12 protein-coding genes are annotated in these 17,022 nt (G+C 30.3%); 8 read left to right on the forward strand and 4 right to left on the reverse strand.

All coding sequences use genetic code 11. The features are described from left to right. Positions 1-55: 55 nt before the first annotated feature. The 4 genes from FP421_RS06430 to FP421_RS06445 all read right to left on the reverse strand — a co-directional run bounded on the left by FP421_RS06430 (position 56) and on the right by FP421_RS06445 (position 2,318). On the reverse strand, positions 56-916 hold the full coding sequence (locus tag FP421_RS06430) for a DUF3078 domain-containing protein (RefSeq protein ID WP_159948780.1): 861 nt from the start codon (positions 914-916) through the stop codon (positions 56-58). Between the two features lie 50 nt (positions 917-966). Next, positions 967-1,476: a DUF2480 family protein gene (locus tag FP421_RS06435; RefSeq protein ID WP_159948782.1), complete on the reverse strand. Its 510-nt coding sequence runs from the start codon at positions 1,474-1,476 to the stop codon at positions 967-969. An 85-nt stretch (positions 1,477-1,561) separates the two neighbouring features. Further along, the gene (locus FP421_RS06440; protein ID WP_114427463.1) at positions 1,562-1,882 is read right to left on the reverse strand and encodes a DUF59 domain-containing protein; all 321 of its coding nucleotides are present in this window, start codon (positions 1,880-1,882) and stop codon (positions 1,562-1,564) included. Between the two features lie 16 nt (positions 1,883-1,898). After that, positions 1,899-2,318: a SufE family protein gene (locus FP421_RS06445; RefSeq protein WP_159948784.1), complete on the reverse strand. Its 420-nt coding sequence runs from the start codon at positions 2,316-2,318 to the stop codon at positions 1,899-1,901. Between the two features lie 168 nt (positions 2,319-2,486). Here FP421_RS06445 and FP421_RS06450 point away from each other — a divergent pair, with 168 nt between their 5' ends. From FP421_RS06450 to FP421_RS06485, 8 genes are all read left to right on the forward strand, one after another. Then, entirely contained in the window at positions 2,487-3,413 is a 927-nt protein-coding gene (locus FP421_RS06450; RefSeq protein WP_159948786.1) for a PfkB family carbohydrate kinase, read from the forward strand. Between the two features lie 69 nt (positions 3,414-3,482). Beyond that, complete coding sequence (locus tag FP421_RS06455) at positions 3,483-5,381, forward strand: amidophosphoribosyltransferase (protein WP_159948788.1); 1,899 nt, start codon at positions 3,483-3,485, stop codon at positions 5,379-5,381. A gap of 303 nt (positions 5,382-5,684) precedes the next feature. Beyond that, positions 5,685-7,400 carry a tetratricopeptide repeat-containing sensor histidine kinase gene (locus tag FP421_RS06460; protein WP_159948790.1) on the forward strand — a complete coding sequence of 572 codons (1,716 nt, stop codon included), beginning with the start codon at positions 5,685-5,687 and terminating at the stop codon, positions 7,398-7,400. After that, a complete protein-coding gene (locus tag FP421_RS06465) occupies positions 7,400-8,050 on the forward strand; it encodes a response regulator (protein WP_159948792.1) in 651 nt (216 codons plus the stop codon). The genes FP421_RS06460 and FP421_RS06465 overlap by 1 nt, the downstream gene beginning before the upstream one ends. A gap of 203 nt (positions 8,051-8,253) precedes the next feature. Beyond that, the gene (locus FP421_RS06470; protein WP_159948794.1) at positions 8,254-8,799 is read left to right on the forward strand and encodes a hypothetical protein; all 546 of its coding nucleotides are present in this window, start codon (positions 8,254-8,256) and stop codon (positions 8,797-8,799) included. A 62-nt stretch (positions 8,800-8,861) separates the two neighbouring features. Continuing rightward, positions 8,862-11,732 (forward strand): ELWxxDGT repeat protein, encoded by a 2,871-nt coding sequence (locus tag FP421_RS06475; RefSeq protein ID WP_159948803.1) that lies wholly within the window; start codon positions 8,862-8,864, stop codon positions 11,730-11,732. Positions 11,733-12,455: 723 nt separating this feature from the next. Further along, positions 12,456-14,225 (forward strand): hypothetical protein, encoded by a 1,770-nt coding sequence (locus FP421_RS06480; RefSeq protein ID WP_159948804.1) that lies wholly within the window; start codon positions 12,456-12,458, stop codon positions 14,223-14,225. 247 nt (positions 14,226-14,472) lie between these two features. Then, positions 14,473-16,968 (forward strand): zinc-dependent metalloprotease, encoded by a 2,496-nt coding sequence (locus FP421_RS06485; protein WP_159948805.1) that lies wholly within the window; start codon positions 14,473-14,475, stop codon positions 16,966-16,968. Positions 16,969-17,022 lie beyond the last annotated feature (54 nt).

Raw genomic sequence — 17,022 nt, forward strand, 5'->3', positions numbered from 1 at the left:
TTTTTTGTTTTTTGGAGTGCAAATGTACACTTTTCTTCTTTAGACCTAAAAAATCTTAATAAGTCACTTTTTCATGGAAACTATAATTAACCCCCAAGCCAAAAAGTTGTCTAAACTGAACTCTGCTTGATGAATCATCATCCATAATAGTGTGGAAAGTCATTTGCATTTTAATGCTTTTATTTACTTTAAAGCGGATATTTGTTTGATAATCAATATCAATATTTCCAACATTAGCCAAATAATCTGTATACATGGTTATAATATTCTCCATTTCAATATTCTCCATAAGGACAAACTTGTAGTAGCCAGATAAGTTGAACCCCAAAGCAAATGCAGTATTTCTTCCTTTTTCAACACCAAATTTTCCTGAGAAAAAATCGTTTACAAAAGTGTATCTTACATTGGCTGGTGCTATATTTAAGTTAAGATTATCAGATTTTTTCCATAACATACCAGGACCAAAAGTTAAATATGCAGGAGAGAAAAATTCTGACACCAGTAGCTTTGGATCCTTCTTATAGTCATAACCTTTGGTATACTGGGTTCTGAAATTGCCTATAAAAGATAAAAACCAATGTTTTCCTGTTTTTAAACCTAGTAGTGTATTAAACTCAAAACGGTCATCTGTTTTTCTATAGCCTTTATCACTAATATGACTTAACCCATACCCAGAAATAATTCTACTATCCCAGTTTAAATTATCTTTTTTGTAGTTAAAATCGTAATTGACATTCAAATTTCCAGCAACAGTATTCTCACCTCCTGACGCCCAATTGGTAAAAGATGATTGATTAAAAAGGAATGTAAACCTTCCGTGTATTTTCCATTTAGGAGTTGGCTTTTTTGCTTTCTTATCTTGAGAAAAGATAGTAATTGAAGATAAAATTAAAAAGAGAGCTAAAAAATGCCTCATAAAAACACTTAATTTACAACAAAGATAAACTTGAGATTAGAATAATAAAATTATTTTTTTGATTTATACAATGGCACAGTTGAACATGCCTCTCCAAACATAATTGATTTTACAACAGGTTGTAATTTTTCTATTAAAAAAGCATACGCAGAATTAGGTATTGGTTTCTCTGCACAGCCTTTTATAATAACAGGTGCGTTAGCATATTCTTTAAAATCTAAAAAAGAAATTAATTCTTGATAGATAGCCGTTTCTAAAATTTCTAAATTCCCTATGACTACTTTATTAGCAAAAGGTGTTAATTCTGCAGCAATTAGCATAAATGCCCAAGAAGGTATAATTGCATCAACAGAACAATTAACGGCAACAAAGGTATTTTTATATTGAGACCAATCGTGATTTTTTACAGATGCTCTAAAATCTGTCTCTTTTAAAATCAATTCTTCAAATAACCAATCTTTTACATCAAACAAAACTCTTTCTCCTTCTGGATAGATTTCTTCTAAATCAAACGTTTTTAGTTTGCTGTTTGCTACTCTGTTTATAATTTCTTCTGCCATATTAAATTCTTAGTCATCACGAACAAGTTGAAAAAATCTGTTTATAAAGATTGCTTCTTCATTGCTCTTTGTAATGAGAGTTTTTTTACAACATTCCTAATTCTAATTTAGCCTCTTCACTCATCATCTCTTGCGTCCAAGTAGGATCGAACGTAATTTCTACTTCACATTCATTGATTTCTTTCAATGTTTTTACCTTATCTTCTACCTCTACTGGTAACGTTTCTGCAACAGGACAATTAGGAGACGTAAGTGTCATTAAAATTTTTGCATTATTTTCTTCAGAAACAAAAACATCATAAATTAATCCTAACTCATATATATCTACAGGAATTTCTGGATCGTAAATAGTTTTTAAAACACGAACGATTTTATCTCCAATTTCTTCTAATTCTTTATCTGTCATCTTTAAAATCTTAGTTTTATAATTTAGTTTGTTGCGCAATGGCATACATTTTAATATGCTTAATCATAGATACCAATCCGTTTGCTCTTGTTGGCGAAAGATGCTCTTTTAAACCAATTTCATCTATAAAATTAGTATCCGCAGCTAAAATATCACTTGGTTTTTGACCAGAATACACACGCAATAATAATGCCACAATTCCTTTAGTTAAAATAGCATCACTATCAGCAGAATAATTTATGGTATCGTTTTTTAACTCAGAATACAACCAAACTTTTGACTGACAACCTTTTATCAAGTTTTCGTCCAACTTGTACTTTTCTTCAATTATTGGTAAAGATTTTCCTAATTCTATAATATATTCGTAGCGTTCCATCCAATCATCAAACATAGAAAACTCATCAATAATTTCTTCTTGTATTTCTTTGATAGTCATTTTTTAAACTTATTTTTGCATTTTTAAAAATGTGTTGTACAATAGTCGTGCAAAATTAGGCATTAAAGCCATAAATACCACATTATTAAATAGAAATATATTATTAACAAATTTGTGGGTCTTATATGTATATTTCTCACTTTCTCGTTTAGAGGTTAAGTTTAATTTATGAGTAAATTATTAGCTGTAGGTACAGTTGCTTTTGATGCTATTGAAACTCCGTTTGGAAAAACAGATAAAATCTTAGGCGGTTCTGGAACATTTGTAGGTTTGGCAGCAAGCCAGTTTGGAGTAGAAACAGGTGTTGTTTCTGTTGTTGGTGGAGATTTTCCACAATCGTATTTAGAAATGATGAATTCTAAAGGAATAAATACAGATGGAATTGAAATTGTAAAAGAAGGAAAAACATTTTTCTGGAGCGGAAAATATCATAATGATATGAATTCGCGTGATACATTAATTACAGAACTAAATGTTTTAGAAACTTTTGAACCTGTTGTTCCTGAAGATTATAAAAATGCTGGAATTGTAATGCTGGGTAATTTACATCCATTGACACAGGCATCAGTTTTAGATCAAATGAATGAGAGACCGAAATTAGTGGTTTTAGACACCATGAATTTTTGGATGGATATTGCACTTTCAGATTTACATACGGTGCTAAAAAGAGTAGATGTAATAACTATTAACGATGAAGAAGCTCGTCAATTATCTGGAGAGTATTCTTTAGTCAATGCAGCAAAGAAAATTCATGAAATGGGGCCAAAATATGTGGTTATCAAAAAAGGTGAACACGGTGCATTATTGTTTAATGAAGGTAGTATGTTCTTTGCTCCTGCATTACCATTAGCAGAAGTTTTTGACCCTACAGGTGCAGGTGATACATTTGCAGGTGGTTTCTGTGGATATTTGGCTAAAACAGAAGACATTTCTTTTAATAATATGAAAAATGCCATTATTTATGGTTCTAATCTAGCATCTTTCTGTGTAGAAAAGTTTGGAACAGAGCGTATGCAAGAGCTAACTCAACAAGAAGTAAAAAGCAGATTACAAGCTTTTAAAGAATTAACACAATTTGACATAAAAATGTCTTAATTTTAATCCGCGGTTATTTTGCTGCGGATTTTTTTATTACAACAACACAACAAAAAAGATAAAACACCAATGAGTGACGCTATTAAACACGAATGTGGAATTGCACTTGTTCGACTAAAAAAACCTCTTCAATTTTATAAAGATAAATACGGTTCTGCTTTTTACGGAATAAACAAGATGTATTTATTGATGGAAAAACAACACAATCGTGGTCAAGATGGTGCTGGTTTTGCAAGCGTAAAATTTAACGTAGATCCTGGAACTAGATATGTAAGCAGGATTCGCTCTAACAAGTCGCAGCCGATACAAGATATTTTCTCACAAATTAACATACGTTTAAATGGAGTTTTTGAAGAGCATCCAGATAAAAAAGACAATGTAAAATGGCAAGAAGAAAACATGCCTTACATTGGCAACTTGTTTTTAGGACATGTTCGTTATGGTACTTTTGGTAAAAACAGTATAGAAAGTGTTCATCCATTCTTGCGTCAAAGTAATTGGAAACATAAAAACTTAATTGTTGCTGGTAACTTTAACATGACTAACTCTAATGAAATTTTACAAGAATTAGTAGAATTAGGACAGCATCCAAAAGAATTTACAGATACCGTAACTGTAATGGAAAAAATTGGTCACTTTTTAGAAGACGAAGTAGCAAAGTTATACCAACAAGCAAAGAAAAAAGGATTTAATAAAAAAGATGCATCACCTTTTATAGAAAAAAATCTAAAATTAAAAAAGGTTTTAAAACGTTCTTCTAAAAGTTGGGATGGTGGTTATGCAATGGCAGGTTTGGTTGGACATGGAGATGCCTTTGTATTGAGAGACCCCAATGGTATTAGACCAACATTTTTCTTTGAAGATGATGAAGTTGTTGTAGTTGCATCAGAAAGACCTGTAATTCAAACCGTTTTTAATGTTCCAATAGAAGAGGTTAAAGAGTTAGAAAGAGGTCATGCTTTAATCATTAAAAAAAGTGGACAAACTTCTATTAAAATGGTAAATGAGCCTAGAGAAAAATTATCCTGTTCTTTTGAACGTATTTATTTTTCTAGAGGAAGTGATGCCGGTATTTATGAAGAACGTAAAAATTTAGGGAAATATGTATTCCCACAAATTCTTAAATCCATAAATTCTGATATTTCAAACACTGTTTTTTCATACATCCCAAACACAGCTGAAACTTCTTTTTATGGAATGACAGAAGCTGCAGAAGATTTATTAAATAAACAAAAAACATCGAAAATTTTAGAAGGAGGAAAACAGTTATCTGCCCAGAAAGTAACAGAAATTTTATCAGAACGCCCTCGTTTTGAAAAAATTGCTATTAAAGATGCAAAACTTAGAACCTTTATTGCTGATGACAGCAGTAGAGATGATTTGGTTGAGCACGTTTATGATATTACATATGGTGTTGTAAAACCTACAGATAATTTAGTAATTATTGATGATAGTATTGTTAGAGGAACTACTTTAAAGAAAAGTATTATTAAAATTTTAGACAGATTAAGTCCTAAAAAAATAGTGGTAGTTTCTTCTGCTCCTCAAATTCGTTACCCAGATTGTTACGGAATTGACATGGCAAGAATTGATGCTTTTATTGCATTTAAAGCAGCTTTAGAATTACTAAAAGAAACAAATCAATATCATATTATTGATGAGGTTTATAAAAAATGTAAAGCTCAAGAATCTAAAACTGATGCTGAAATTATAAATTATGTAAAAGAGGTTTATAGTCCTTTTAAAGCTGAAGAAATTTCTGATAAAATTGCACAAATGCTAAAAACAGAAGATGTTGAAGCCGAGGTTGAAGTAATTTATCAAACTATAGAAGGATTACATAAAGCATGTCCAGATAATCTTGGAGATTGGTATTTTACAGGAAACTACCCAACTCCTGGAGGTATGAGAGTTGTGAATCAGGCTTTCATCAACTTTTATGAAGGTAATGACAAAAGAGCTTATTAATAAGCTTATAACTAACTGATATTACATATATTAAGAGCTCTATTTTTTTTAATAGAGCTTTTTTTTTGATATTTGTTTTTTAAAACCTCTCAAAATTAAACTATGAAAAAAATAATCTTTATACTTATTCTTTGTTTTTTTAATTGTTATTGTTTTTTCAGTCAAAAAAGACAACAAAAAATAGATAGTTTAAAATTAGAGTTAACTAAAAAAAAAGGTACAGAAAAGATACTCCTTTTTGAAAAAATTCTAAAATCTTACAGTTTTATAAATCTTGATAGTAGTTTGGTTTATGCAAACAAAATGATGAAACTGTCAAAAGAAGTTAATAACGACTCCCTAATAATCTATTCTTTTAATTTAAAAGGTGATATCCTACTAGAGAAGTTTAAATATAATGCTTCTCTCGAAAGTTTTAATACGGCTATAAAGTTAAATGAAGACTATACAAAACTAAAAGCATATAGTTTTAACGGACTTGGAAACAACTACAGTAAATTCGAAAGTTTTGAAGAAGCAACAAAATCTTTTTTAAAGGCTTTAGAACTTTTTGAAAAAGTAAAAGATACTTTTATGATTATTGGTACTAATATTCATTTAGCGAATGATTTTAGAAAACTAAGAGATTATGAAAACTCTGAAAATTATTATTTAAAAGCTTTAAAAATTAACAACAATAAAAATGAGTTTTTAGACAATTTTGTTTACAACAATTTATCTGATTTGTATAACGATATGAATAAGCCAGAACTTTCTATTCAAAATGCAAAAAAAGCATTAGCTTATTTTAAAAAAATGAATTTTGAAAGATATTTAGCATATCCATATTATAACATGGCTGTTTCATACAATAAAATTAACAATGACAATTTAGCAGAAAATTATTTCTTGAAAGCAATTAAAATTCATATTAAATTTGACAATCAATCAGAATTAGCAAATTCATTTAACGGTTTATCAACACTATATTTAGAAAACAAAGACTATGATAAAGCAATTGAATCCTCTCTAAAATCTCTAGAATATTCAAAGAAAAATAATCTGTTAGAATTTCAAATTTCCTCTTATAAATTATTGACTCAAGCATACATAAATAAAAATAATTTTAAGCTAGCATCAAATTCTTTTAAAAAATATGACAGTGTAAAAAATGATTTTTATGAAGAAAAAAAACTAAAAATCACGAAGCAACTTTCAGAGAAATATCAATCAGAAAAAAAAGAAAAAGAACTACTAAAGGCTAGAACAGAAAAAGCAGAAACAGAATTAGCATTAACAAAAAGTAAAGGTTGGATTTTTATTTTAATGGCAAGTTTGTTAATTGCAGTGTTTCTCTTTTTTGGAATTTCACAGAGAATTAAAAGAAAAAATCAAGAAGCTATTGTAAAAGAAAAAGAACGTGGTTTTAAAGCTATTATTGATGCACAAGAAGAAGAACGTAGCAAAATTGCGCGTGAATTGCATGATGGAGTTGTACAACAAATTGGTAGTGTAATTTTAAAAGCGCGTAATTTATTTACCAAAAAAGAGCTTACACAAGATAATGAATCTAAAGAGGTGTTGCAAAGATTAGAAAATTCTAACCAAGACTTACGCAATATTTCACATCAAATGATGCCAAGGGCTTTAAAAGAATTGGGTGTAATATCAGCATTAAACGATTTGCTAGAAGGTAGTTTATCTTACGCTAATATTAAATACAGTTTAGAACATTTTAATATCGAAGAAAGACTTCCAGAAAAAATAGAAGTAACTATTTATAGAATTGTACAAGAACTCATCAATAATATTATAAAACATAGTAAAGCAACAGAAGTAAGTGTACAATTATTTAATGCAAACAATACTGTTATTTTAATTGTAGAAGATAATGGTGTAGGTTTTGCAAAAGAGAAAAATAAAAAAGGAATAGGTTTACTAAACATTTCTAGTAGATTAGATATAGTAAATGGAAATGTTAATTTTGAACCAAGTCCTAAAAGTGGTACTTTAGTCACCATAAAAATTCCGTTAAAATAATGCCTATAAAAATTCTCATTGCAGATGATCATCCTTTAATTGCTGAGGGCATTAAAAACATTTTCGAAAATCTGAAAGATTATCAAGTAGTTACCATTGCTAAAAATGGTAAAGAAGCATTAGAATTTATCTCAAAACATTTAGTAGACATTGCCCTACTAGATATAGATATGCCCATTATGGATGGAATTGAATGCGCAAAAAAAATTATCTCTGATTTTGATGAGGTTAAAGTTGCAATGCTTTCTATGCATCAAGAATCTTCAATTATTAAAAACTTAATCGAAATTGGGGTCAAAGGCTATATGCTAAAAACAATACCTAGTGAAGAACTACTACAGGCCATTAAAAACATATACAATGGCAAAGAATATTTTAGCTCTGATGTCACAAAAGCTTTATTAACTGAAGATTATTCTGGTTTTCACAAATACAAAAAAACATCACCATTAGTAGAAGACTTAACTACAAGAGAAAAAGAAATCATAAAATACATTTCTCAAGGATTAACCAATATTCAAATTGGTGAAAAATTATTCATCAGTCCAAGAACTGTAGATACGCACAGAACTAACATTATGCGTAAAATAGATGTCCACAATGTTGCTTCTTTAATACGTTTTGCTTTTCAAAACGGATTAATTTCTTAAATCTACGGTAAACAACGTAGCCAATTACGTACTTCACTCTATTTTCTTTACTAATACTTCAATTTACTTTTGAGGTGTTAATTCATTACATCCTAAATAAATAAAAATATTGTGTAACAGTATCCGTCTCTAATCCTTTTTTTTAGGATGAATTAACAACTGAGATTGGATGCTGTTTTTTTAATAAACTAAAATAAAATATCATGAAAAAAAATCTAATCATCTTATTAATGTTAGCACCATTATTAACTTTTGGACAAATTAAAGGAGAAAACTCTAAAGAACCTTTTACATCTATAAAAGGAACAGAATACAAAAAAGGGACTAAAATCACCTTAAAATCTCCAAGTAATAAAGATAAATTTGCTTACGTGTATAAGTTTAAATCCAGTCTTTCTTTTGGTAACATCGTAAAAACAGTAAAAAATGTAAATGATGTTAAAAACATGAATTTAAAAAATACGCAAGGCATTAAAAACGCTGTTAATACCACAAAAAATATATCTAAAAGCAATCTAGTTAAGGGCTCAGTAACATCTCTTCAAAGTAAGGTTGTGTCTAAAAGTTATGTAAAAGAAAATGCTTGGGACAAAAAATACTCAGGAAAAGAATACACCATTAAAAACTTTAAAGTATATACTGATGAAGCTACAGGTATAAAAATTGTTCACGCAATAGCCAAAGGAAAGGGAGGTAAAGTTGCCATATTAATTGATGCAGCTGAGGAAAAAGGAGAAATAAAAATATAAGGCAAATGCCTTATATTTTTATTCTTTATATGTAAATACCTTTACTAAGTAAAACTATAAAAATGAAAAAACTACTACTATTATTAATAACATTTGTTGCAGCTAATAGCTATGCACAAGCTACTTTAGTTTTAGATATTAATAAAGGAAATAATTCTAGTTCTCCAGGAGATAAAATTGTTTTTAACAATCAAGCTTACTTTCCTGCAAATGATGGTATTCATGGAACTGAATTATGGAAAACTGACGGAACTGAAGCTGGTACAATGCTATTCAAAGAATTTGTATCAGGAGATGAAAGCGGCATCCCTTTTAATTTTGAAGCTAAAATTGCTTTAAACTCGTTGTTTTTCTTTACAAATGATGAATCAGCAAATTTTGCACTATGGAAAACTGATGGCACAGAAGCTGGTACAGAAAAAATAAAAACTTTTGCAGGATCTCAACCTTATTTACATGATGAAATTTCTGGGGTTTTAATTTTTTCAGCAAATAATCAATTATGGAAAACAGATGGTACAGAAGCAGGTACTGTTAAACTTGCCAATTATCCTGTTTTTGGAGGAACAAGGTTTATAAAATCTGGAAATGAGATTTATTTTTCTGGAGAGGCATCCTTTAGCATTGGCCAAGAATTATATAAAACTGATGGAATGACAGTTTCATTAGTAAAAAACATTTACCCTAGCTCAAATAAAGATTCTTACCCAAATAATTTTGCCGCTTTAAATGGAACTGTATACTTTTCTGCAACCAATGGTACAAATGGTTTTGAACTCTGGAAATCTGATGGTACAGAAACTGGCACAGAAATGGTTAAAGACATCAATCCTGGTTCTGGAAATTCTTTTTCTACAAACACCCCAATAAAAGTTTACAATAACGAATTATTTTTTACCAATGGTACAAAACTTTGGAAATCTGATGGAAACACAGCAGGAACTGTTGAACTGTTAGAGTTAGAAAGCAACCCAAAAGCTATAGTTATCTTCAACTCTAAAATTCATGTATTCACCTACAGTAATGTATTTTGGGTTTCTGATGGAACAGTTGACGGTTCTGAAAAAATTGAAACCACAACTTCTGAGTTTTTTCATAACAATGAATATGCTGTTGTTGGTAACCAATTATTTTTTCAGGCAAATAATGAGGCTGGTTATGAAATATGGAAAACAGATGGAACTGCTATTGGTTCTGGCTTAGTTAAAGACATACATCCAGAATTTGATGACAACAATATAGAAGGCATCATCGATTTAAACGGAAAAGCACTTTTTACAGCATCTGATGGAAATTGGTTAGGTAAAGAATTGTATATTTCTGATGGAACTGAAGCTGGTACTCAACTTTTAAAAGACATTAATACGCAAGGAAACAGATCTTCCAATCCTCAAAAACACTTTCAATTTGCAGATAAAATATTACTTTCTGCAGATAATGGTTTAAACGGTAGAGAACTTTGGATGATAGAATCTGGCAACATGACTTTATTAAAAGATATTAATCCAGGCCAATTGTATAGTAACCCTTCTAATTTTACAATGTTAAATTCAGAAGTTTACTTTTTTGCAACATCTAAAGATAAAGGGAAAGAGTTATGGAAAACTGATGGCACAGAAGCTGGAACTACTATTGTAAAAGATATCAATCCTAATGCTAAAAATGGAATTAACACTATGGCTTTAATAGCATTTAATAATAAACTCTACTTTTTTGCTGATGATGGCATTAACGGAAACGAACTTTGGGAAAGCGATGGAACAGAAGCTGGCACCAAACTAGTAAAAGATATTAACGGATTACCTGAAAGTAGTGTTTTTAATGTAGAGTTAACTGCTGCTGACACTCATTTCTATTTTACTGCAAACGATGGAACTAGCGGATTGGAATTATGGAAATCAGATGGATCAGAAGCAGGAACTGAGATGGTTAAAGATATTAATCCTAATGGTGGTGCTAACATTCGGTATTTAACGTTTCATCCATACTTAAAAAAACTATATTTTTCTGCTTATGATGGTAGTGGTTCAAATTTATGGGAGTCAGATGGAACTACTGCAAGTACGTTTAAACAATCTGTAAAAAACCCATCAAACTTTACTTTGGGAGGCTCTAGAGATATTGGTGATAGAAGTGGACCTAACATTATCTACAATACAGAGTTGTATTTTTCTGGTGAATCCACCTCTAACTTTAACAAAAAAGGAACAGAACTTTGGGCTGTAACATATATTGGTACAATTCAGCAAGTTTTTGATATTAACCCAGGAACAGCAAGCAGCTATCCTTCTTATTTTAAAGACCTTAAAGGTAAATTGTACTTTGCTGCTTACACTAGTGATTCTGGATATGAACTCTGGAAAGCAAATGGTGTTATTGATACTGAAATAGTTAAAGATATACAATCTGGTTCTAGTAATGCAAATATAGCAGAAATAGGAAGTTTTGGTGATTTAGTAATCTTTGGTGCAGGAGATAATAGCCAAAATAGAGAGTTATGGAAATCTGATGGAACAGAAACAGGAACTGTTTTATTACAAGACATCAATCCATCTACAAATCAATATGGAAATGGTAGTAACCCAAGCAATTTTTTTACTAGTGAAAATGTACTCTATTTTACAGCAAATGATGGAACTACAGGAAACGAACTATGGATATTAGAAGAAAGCGCTTTATCTCTTGAAGAAGAAACTTTAAATCAATTTGCTAAAGTTAGTGTCTATCCAAACCCAACATCAGATATATTAAACATTAAGGTTGATAATCAACAAATAAAATCGATTAAAATATTTAATGTACTAGGAAAACAAGTAATGTATTCCTCTATAAAAAATAATACAATTGGTACTTCTCATTTACCAAATGGCATCTACGTATTGCAAGTTAAAACTGATGTAAGCACATTTTCAAGAAAAATTATAAAACAATAAAAAAACAAATATGAAAACTTTTTTAAAAACAATTACGGCAATAATCTGTATTTCAATTTTCTTCTCTTCTTGACAGAATACAGAAGAGACAATAGAAGATACATTAAAAATCCCGAATCAAGACCAATATTTAATTTGTAAAATTAACGGAGTAGATTTTTTATCTAAAGATGACCCTCTATTTTCTTATGTTAAAATTTTCTCGGTTGCAGGAAATACAACATACCAGTTTGTTGCTAAAAATGAAACTACAAATGGAATTGGTTTTTTATTTACTAATAAATTTAACGGTATTGGTACTTATGATATTAAAGACAACACCAATGGTTCTAATGTTTCTTTTGGCTATACTATAAATGCAGTAAAAAGTTACGGTACAGATGGTGGCAATTCTGCACCAGCAAACACAACTCATGGAACCATAACAATTACTGCATCAAATGACACATATATTGAAGGAACTTTTACATTTAAAGCTGTTGCACCAGATTGGTCTGACACTTCAAATCCAGATTTTTCTGACGTAGTGGATGTTACAGATGGTGAATTTAAATTGAAGATAAAATAATCTACAATATTTAGATCAAAATAATTTAAAAAGCATTAAAAGCTAAAACAGCTTTTAATGCTTTTTTTTATAAAATAAGGCAAATGCCGTATTTCTAGAAAATTATATCAGTGTTATTTTTGTAAAAGTAACATCAACCTAAAAAACAATTTTACATGAAAACAATTAAAAACAGGATTCTTTTAGCATTAATGCTATTTGGCTTCCTTTCAATAAACGGGCAATCTTTTTTAAAGAAAAAAGAGAAGAAAGCATATGAATGTGGTTATGTACATAAAGAGGGGTTTTTTAAAAAATTAAAACCGATGAAACTAATTTCTAAAGTAACTGGTGCCCTCATAAAAGCTAAACCGAAATCAGATTTAAAAGATGTAGCCTTATCTATTGGTTATGCGCAAGGGTTAATCCCTAAAAGTCAAGTAGATTTTGCAACAAAGACACCAGGTTGGGAGACTTGTGGAGATGGAGTTTCTATTTTCTTTTTAAATTATAACGGTATTGGTTTTACAGATACAGATGGTGATGTAAAACTAAACGGAACAAAACTCGAAAAAGCAGGAATGGGCACATATTTTAAAGGCTTTTCAGCCGATAAAAGAGGAACTCAACAAGTTGAAATAACAAGTTCTTCTGGAGATAAAATTAATATAGACATTGCTCCTGCTGCACCACTAGAAATTATTTCTGTAAATGGTGTTCCAAAAGGTGGAGATATTATCATAGATGGTACAAAAGATGTTGTTATAGAACTTAAAGGTGGCGATGCAGATCCTAATTCAGAGATTTTTATAGAGATGATTATAAACGCCATGAGCTTAAAAGTTCCAACACATTTATATCCATCAAAAGCTAAAAACACAATTACAATACCTAAAGAATCTTTCAAAAATTTTGAAAATTCACCATTACCAATTGTAAAGAAAAATACATTATCAGTTACTAGAGTAAAGTATGAAATGATTTATAACACAGCTGCTGGTGTTATTCAAAAAACATCAACTTTTTCAGACTTTACTCCTTTCTTAGCTAAAGGAGATATTGCTGGAGGTAGTTTAATTGGTAATTCTTTTAGTAAAGATAAAAATACCAAAGCTTCAGGTAAATTTAAAACCGTAGAAGGTGAATATAATGTAAACATTATAAAAGGAAACCCTTATACACATCCTCCTTTAGATAAAATGAAAAATATTGGTATTTCATCTTTTGTGGTTAGAGGTAATTTGCAAAAAGAAAAAACTACCACATCAACTAAAACAGAATACAAATTAGACTATAAAGTAATTACCACCACTAAAACCACTATCAAAAAATGGTTCCCTAACTTAACAGATGAAACATGGCAAAAATTTGTTAATAATTTATATGATGAATTTACTGCTAGACTTCATAAAAAAGGGGTAAACGTAGTTCCTGTTCAAAATGTTTTAAACACAGGCGCATACAAAGAAATGAAGCCCATTTTAGATACAGTTACAAAAACCTTTGTAGAAAAAGGAGCTTACGGTACAAAACGTTTCTTAAGAACTGGAGCTATGGATATGCTAAAAGATATTAAAACAACCTTTGCCGGAGATTATATGAACGAAAGAATGATGAAAGAATTAAATCTAGATGGCCTAATAGCTGTTACAGTAGATTTAGATTTTGATTTAAAAAGCGAAGGTTTAAATCCTGTGGTAAAAATATCTGCATTTTCTAGAAACGTAACTTACAGAACTCAAGGAATGTTCTTTACAATGGATTTTTCTACAAATGCCAAATCTTTAAAACAAGCCGGAAAATACACTTTTGGTCCAGAAGAAGCAATTTTTAAAATTATTAAAGGTAATGAGTTGTTCAATGCTTTTGATCTTGCTATAGAAGCATTAAAAAAAGGAGAAAAAGAAAATCCTGCATATCACAAAATATGGAAAGATAGAATGTAATAAGAGAAAAGAAAAAGTATTTCCCCAATTCATTAAAGCATCCTTTTTTGGGTGCTTTTTTTTGTGTACAAACTAACAAAAACCTTATCAAATTCTATTTATATCTTATCTATTGAAACTGAAAAGGGTAGGCTTTCTAAAAAGTTTTTTTAAATAAAAAAATATAAAAACAATCTCTTTAACATATCATTAAGACTTCTATTTTTTTAGTTTGCTTAATTTCGACCCTCAATTCAAATTAATTATCATGATAAAAAAAATACTACCGCAACTGTTAGCAGTTGCTATGGTTTTTGCTTTTTCTTCAGAGTCAAATGCGCAATTCTGGAAGAAAAAAAAGAAAGCACCAGCTAAAACCACACAAAAACCAAAACCTAGAGCCAAAAAAGGAGGTATTCAACCTTATAGTAAGGTGGTTACTAAAGACCATAAAACTGATGATGGCTTATTTAAAGTTCATAAAAAAGAAAACACTTACCTTTTTGAAATACCAGACTCTTTGTTAAAAAGAGAAATGCTTATGGTAACAAGAATTGCTAAAACAGCAAGTGGTATTGGTTTTGGAGGTGGAAAAACAAACACTCAAGTTTTACGTTGGGAAAAGAAGAACAAACAAATACTTTTAAGAGTTGTTTCTCATAATGTAGTTGCAGACACTATTTTACCTGTACATGAGGCTGTTGTTAATTCTAATCTAGAACCTATTTTATTTGCTTTTCCAATAAAAGCATTTAGTAAAGATTCTACTGCAACAGTTATAGATGCAACTTCATTATTTTCGACAGATGTTAAACCTTTAGGTTTTCCTAACTTCTACAGAAAACGTTACCAAGCCACTAGAATGGATAAATCTCGATCTTATATAGATAGAGTAACTAGTTACCCGAAAAACATTGAAATAAGACACGTAAAAACGTATTTTGCTAATAGACCGCCATCTAACAGCAGTGTTGGATCTATAACTTTAGAAATGAGTAATTCTATGGTATTATTACCAAAAGTACCTATGAAACGTAGATATTTTGATGAGCGAGTTGGTTGGTTTGCAAGAGGACAAACAGATTATGGTTTAAAAGCTCAAAAAAGTAAAACAGTTACTTATTTAGACAGATATCGTTTAGAAGTTAAAGATGAAGATATTGAAAAATTTAAAAGAGGAGAGCTTGTAGAACCTAAAAAACAAATTGTGTATTATGTAGATAGAGCAACACCAGAAGAGTGGGTTCCTTATATTATACAAGGTGTAAACGATTGGCAAGTGGCTTTTGAAGCTGCAGGTTTTAAAAATGCAATTGTTGGTAAAAGAGCGCCTACTAAAGAAGAAGACCCAGAATATAGTCCAGAGGATGTACGTTATTCTGTAATTAGATATTTAGCTTCTCCAATACCAAATGCAAATGGACCTCACGTTAGTGATCCACGTTCTGGAGAAATCTTAGAATCTGATATTAACTGGTACCATAATGTAATGACATTGTTACACAATTGGTTCTTTATTCAAACTGCAGCTATTAACCCAGATGCACGTGGAAACGAATTTAAAACAGAAGTAATGGGACGTTTAATACGTTTTGTATCTTCTCATGAATTAGGACACACTTTAGGATTGCCTCATAATATGGGGAGCTCTGTTGCATATCCTGTAGATTCTTTACGTTCTGCAAGTTTCACAAAAAAATACGGAACTGCACCTTCTATTATGGATTATGCTCGTTTTAACTACGTTGCTCAACCAGAAGATAAGGGTGTTGCACTAATGCCAAACATTGGTGTGTATGACAAGTATGCAATTGCTTGGGGTTATAGACCTATTTTAGATAAAACTGCTAAAGAAGAAAAACCAATTTTAGACTCTTGGATTTTAAAACATGCTGGAGACCCAATGTACAGATTTGGGCACCAACAAGCTGGTGGTGTTGTAGACCCTAGTTCTCAAACAGAAGATTTAGGAGATGATGCTATGAAAGCTTCTATGTATGGTATTAAAAACTTAAAAAGAATTTTACCTAGATTAGAAGAATGGACTTCTGAAAAAGGACAAAATTATGACGAATTATCTACCATGTATGGCCAATTATTAAGTCAGTTTAATAGATATATGGGTCATGTTTCTGCAAACATTGGTGGTGTGTACGAATATTACAAAACATCTGACCAAGAAGGAGCTGTATATACACATGTAGATAAAGCAAAACAAAAAGAAGCATTACAATTTGTAATGGATGAATTGTTTAAAACTCCTAACTGGATGTTAGACGAAAATATTTTTAGCAAAACAGAATTTTCTGGCTCTGTAGAAAGAGTAAGAGGTTTACAAGCAAGAACGCTAAACAATATTTTAGATGCTGGTAGAATGGCTAGAATGATTGAAAACGAAACTTTAAATGGTTCTTCTAAAGCTTACACATTAGTAAACATGATGAGTGATTTACGTAAAGGTGTTTGGAGTGAAATTTACTCTGGACGTTCTATAGATACCTATAGAAGAAATTTACAAAGAGCTCATTTAGATAGATTAGATTACTTACTAAATAAAGCTTCTGATCAAAGAGGTTTTAATCGTGGTTATTTAAAAAGAAGTGGAATTACAATCAACCAATCTGATGTTAAATCTGTGGTAAGAGGTGAATTAAAACGCTTGCAAAGAGATGCTAAAAGAGCTATGAATAGTGGTAATACTTTAAGAAGATACCACTTACAAGATGTAGTTGATAGAATTGATATGATTCTAGAACCTAAATAAAAAACTCAATTTTTTATATACAAAACCTCATCAATTATGATGAGGTTTTTTTAT

The sequence above is a fragment of the Polaribacter septentrionalilitoris genome (assembly GCF_009832745.1).
In the GTDB taxonomy this organism is placed as follows: domain Bacteria; phylum Bacteroidota; class Bacteroidia; order Flavobacteriales; family Flavobacteriaceae; genus Polaribacter; species Polaribacter septentrionalilitoris.

Excerpts from the sequence above, each read along its gene's own strand:
- FP421_RS06430 (WP_159948780.1), bottom strand. The coding sequence starts at position 916 with ATGAGGCATTTTTTAGCTCTCTTTTTAATTTTATCTTCAATTACTATC.
- FP421_RS06435 (WP_159948782.1), bottom strand. The coding sequence starts at position 1,476 with ATGGCAGAAGAAATTATAAACAGAGTAGCAAACAGCAAACTAAAAACG.
- FP421_RS06440 (WP_114427463.1), bottom strand. The coding sequence starts at position 1,882 with ATGACAGATAAAGAATTAGAAGAAATTGGAGATAAAATCGTTCGTGTT.
- FP421_RS06445 (WP_159948784.1), bottom strand. The coding sequence starts at position 2,318 with ATGACTATCAAAGAAATACAAGAAGAAATTATTGATGAGTTTTCTATG.
- FP421_RS06450 (WP_159948786.1), top strand. The coding sequence starts at position 2,487 with ATGAGTAAATTATTAGCTGTAGGTACAGTTGCTTTTGATGCTATTGAA.
- FP421_RS06455 (WP_159948788.1), top strand. The coding sequence starts at position 3,483 with ATGAGTGACGCTATTAAACACGAATGTGGAATTGCACTTGTTCGACTA.
- FP421_RS06460 (WP_159948790.1), top strand. The coding sequence starts at position 5,685 with ATGATGAAACTGTCAAAAGAAGTTAATAACGACTCCCTAATAATCTAT.
- FP421_RS06465 (WP_159948792.1), top strand. The coding sequence starts at position 7,400 with ATGCCTATAAAAATTCTCATTGCAGATGATCATCCTTTAATTGCTGAG.
- FP421_RS06470 (WP_159948794.1), top strand. The coding sequence starts at position 8,254 with ATGAAAAAAAATCTAATCATCTTATTAATGTTAGCACCATTATTAACT.
- FP421_RS06475 (WP_159948803.1), top strand. The coding sequence starts at position 8,862 with ATGAAAAAACTACTACTATTATTAATAACATTTGTTGCAGCTAATAGC.
- FP421_RS06480 (WP_159948804.1), top strand. The coding sequence starts at position 12,456 with ATGAAAACAATTAAAAACAGGATTCTTTTAGCATTAATGCTATTTGGC.
- FP421_RS06485 (WP_159948805.1), top strand. The coding sequence starts at position 14,473 with ATGATAAAAAAAATACTACCGCAACTGTTAGCAGTTGCTATGGTTTTT.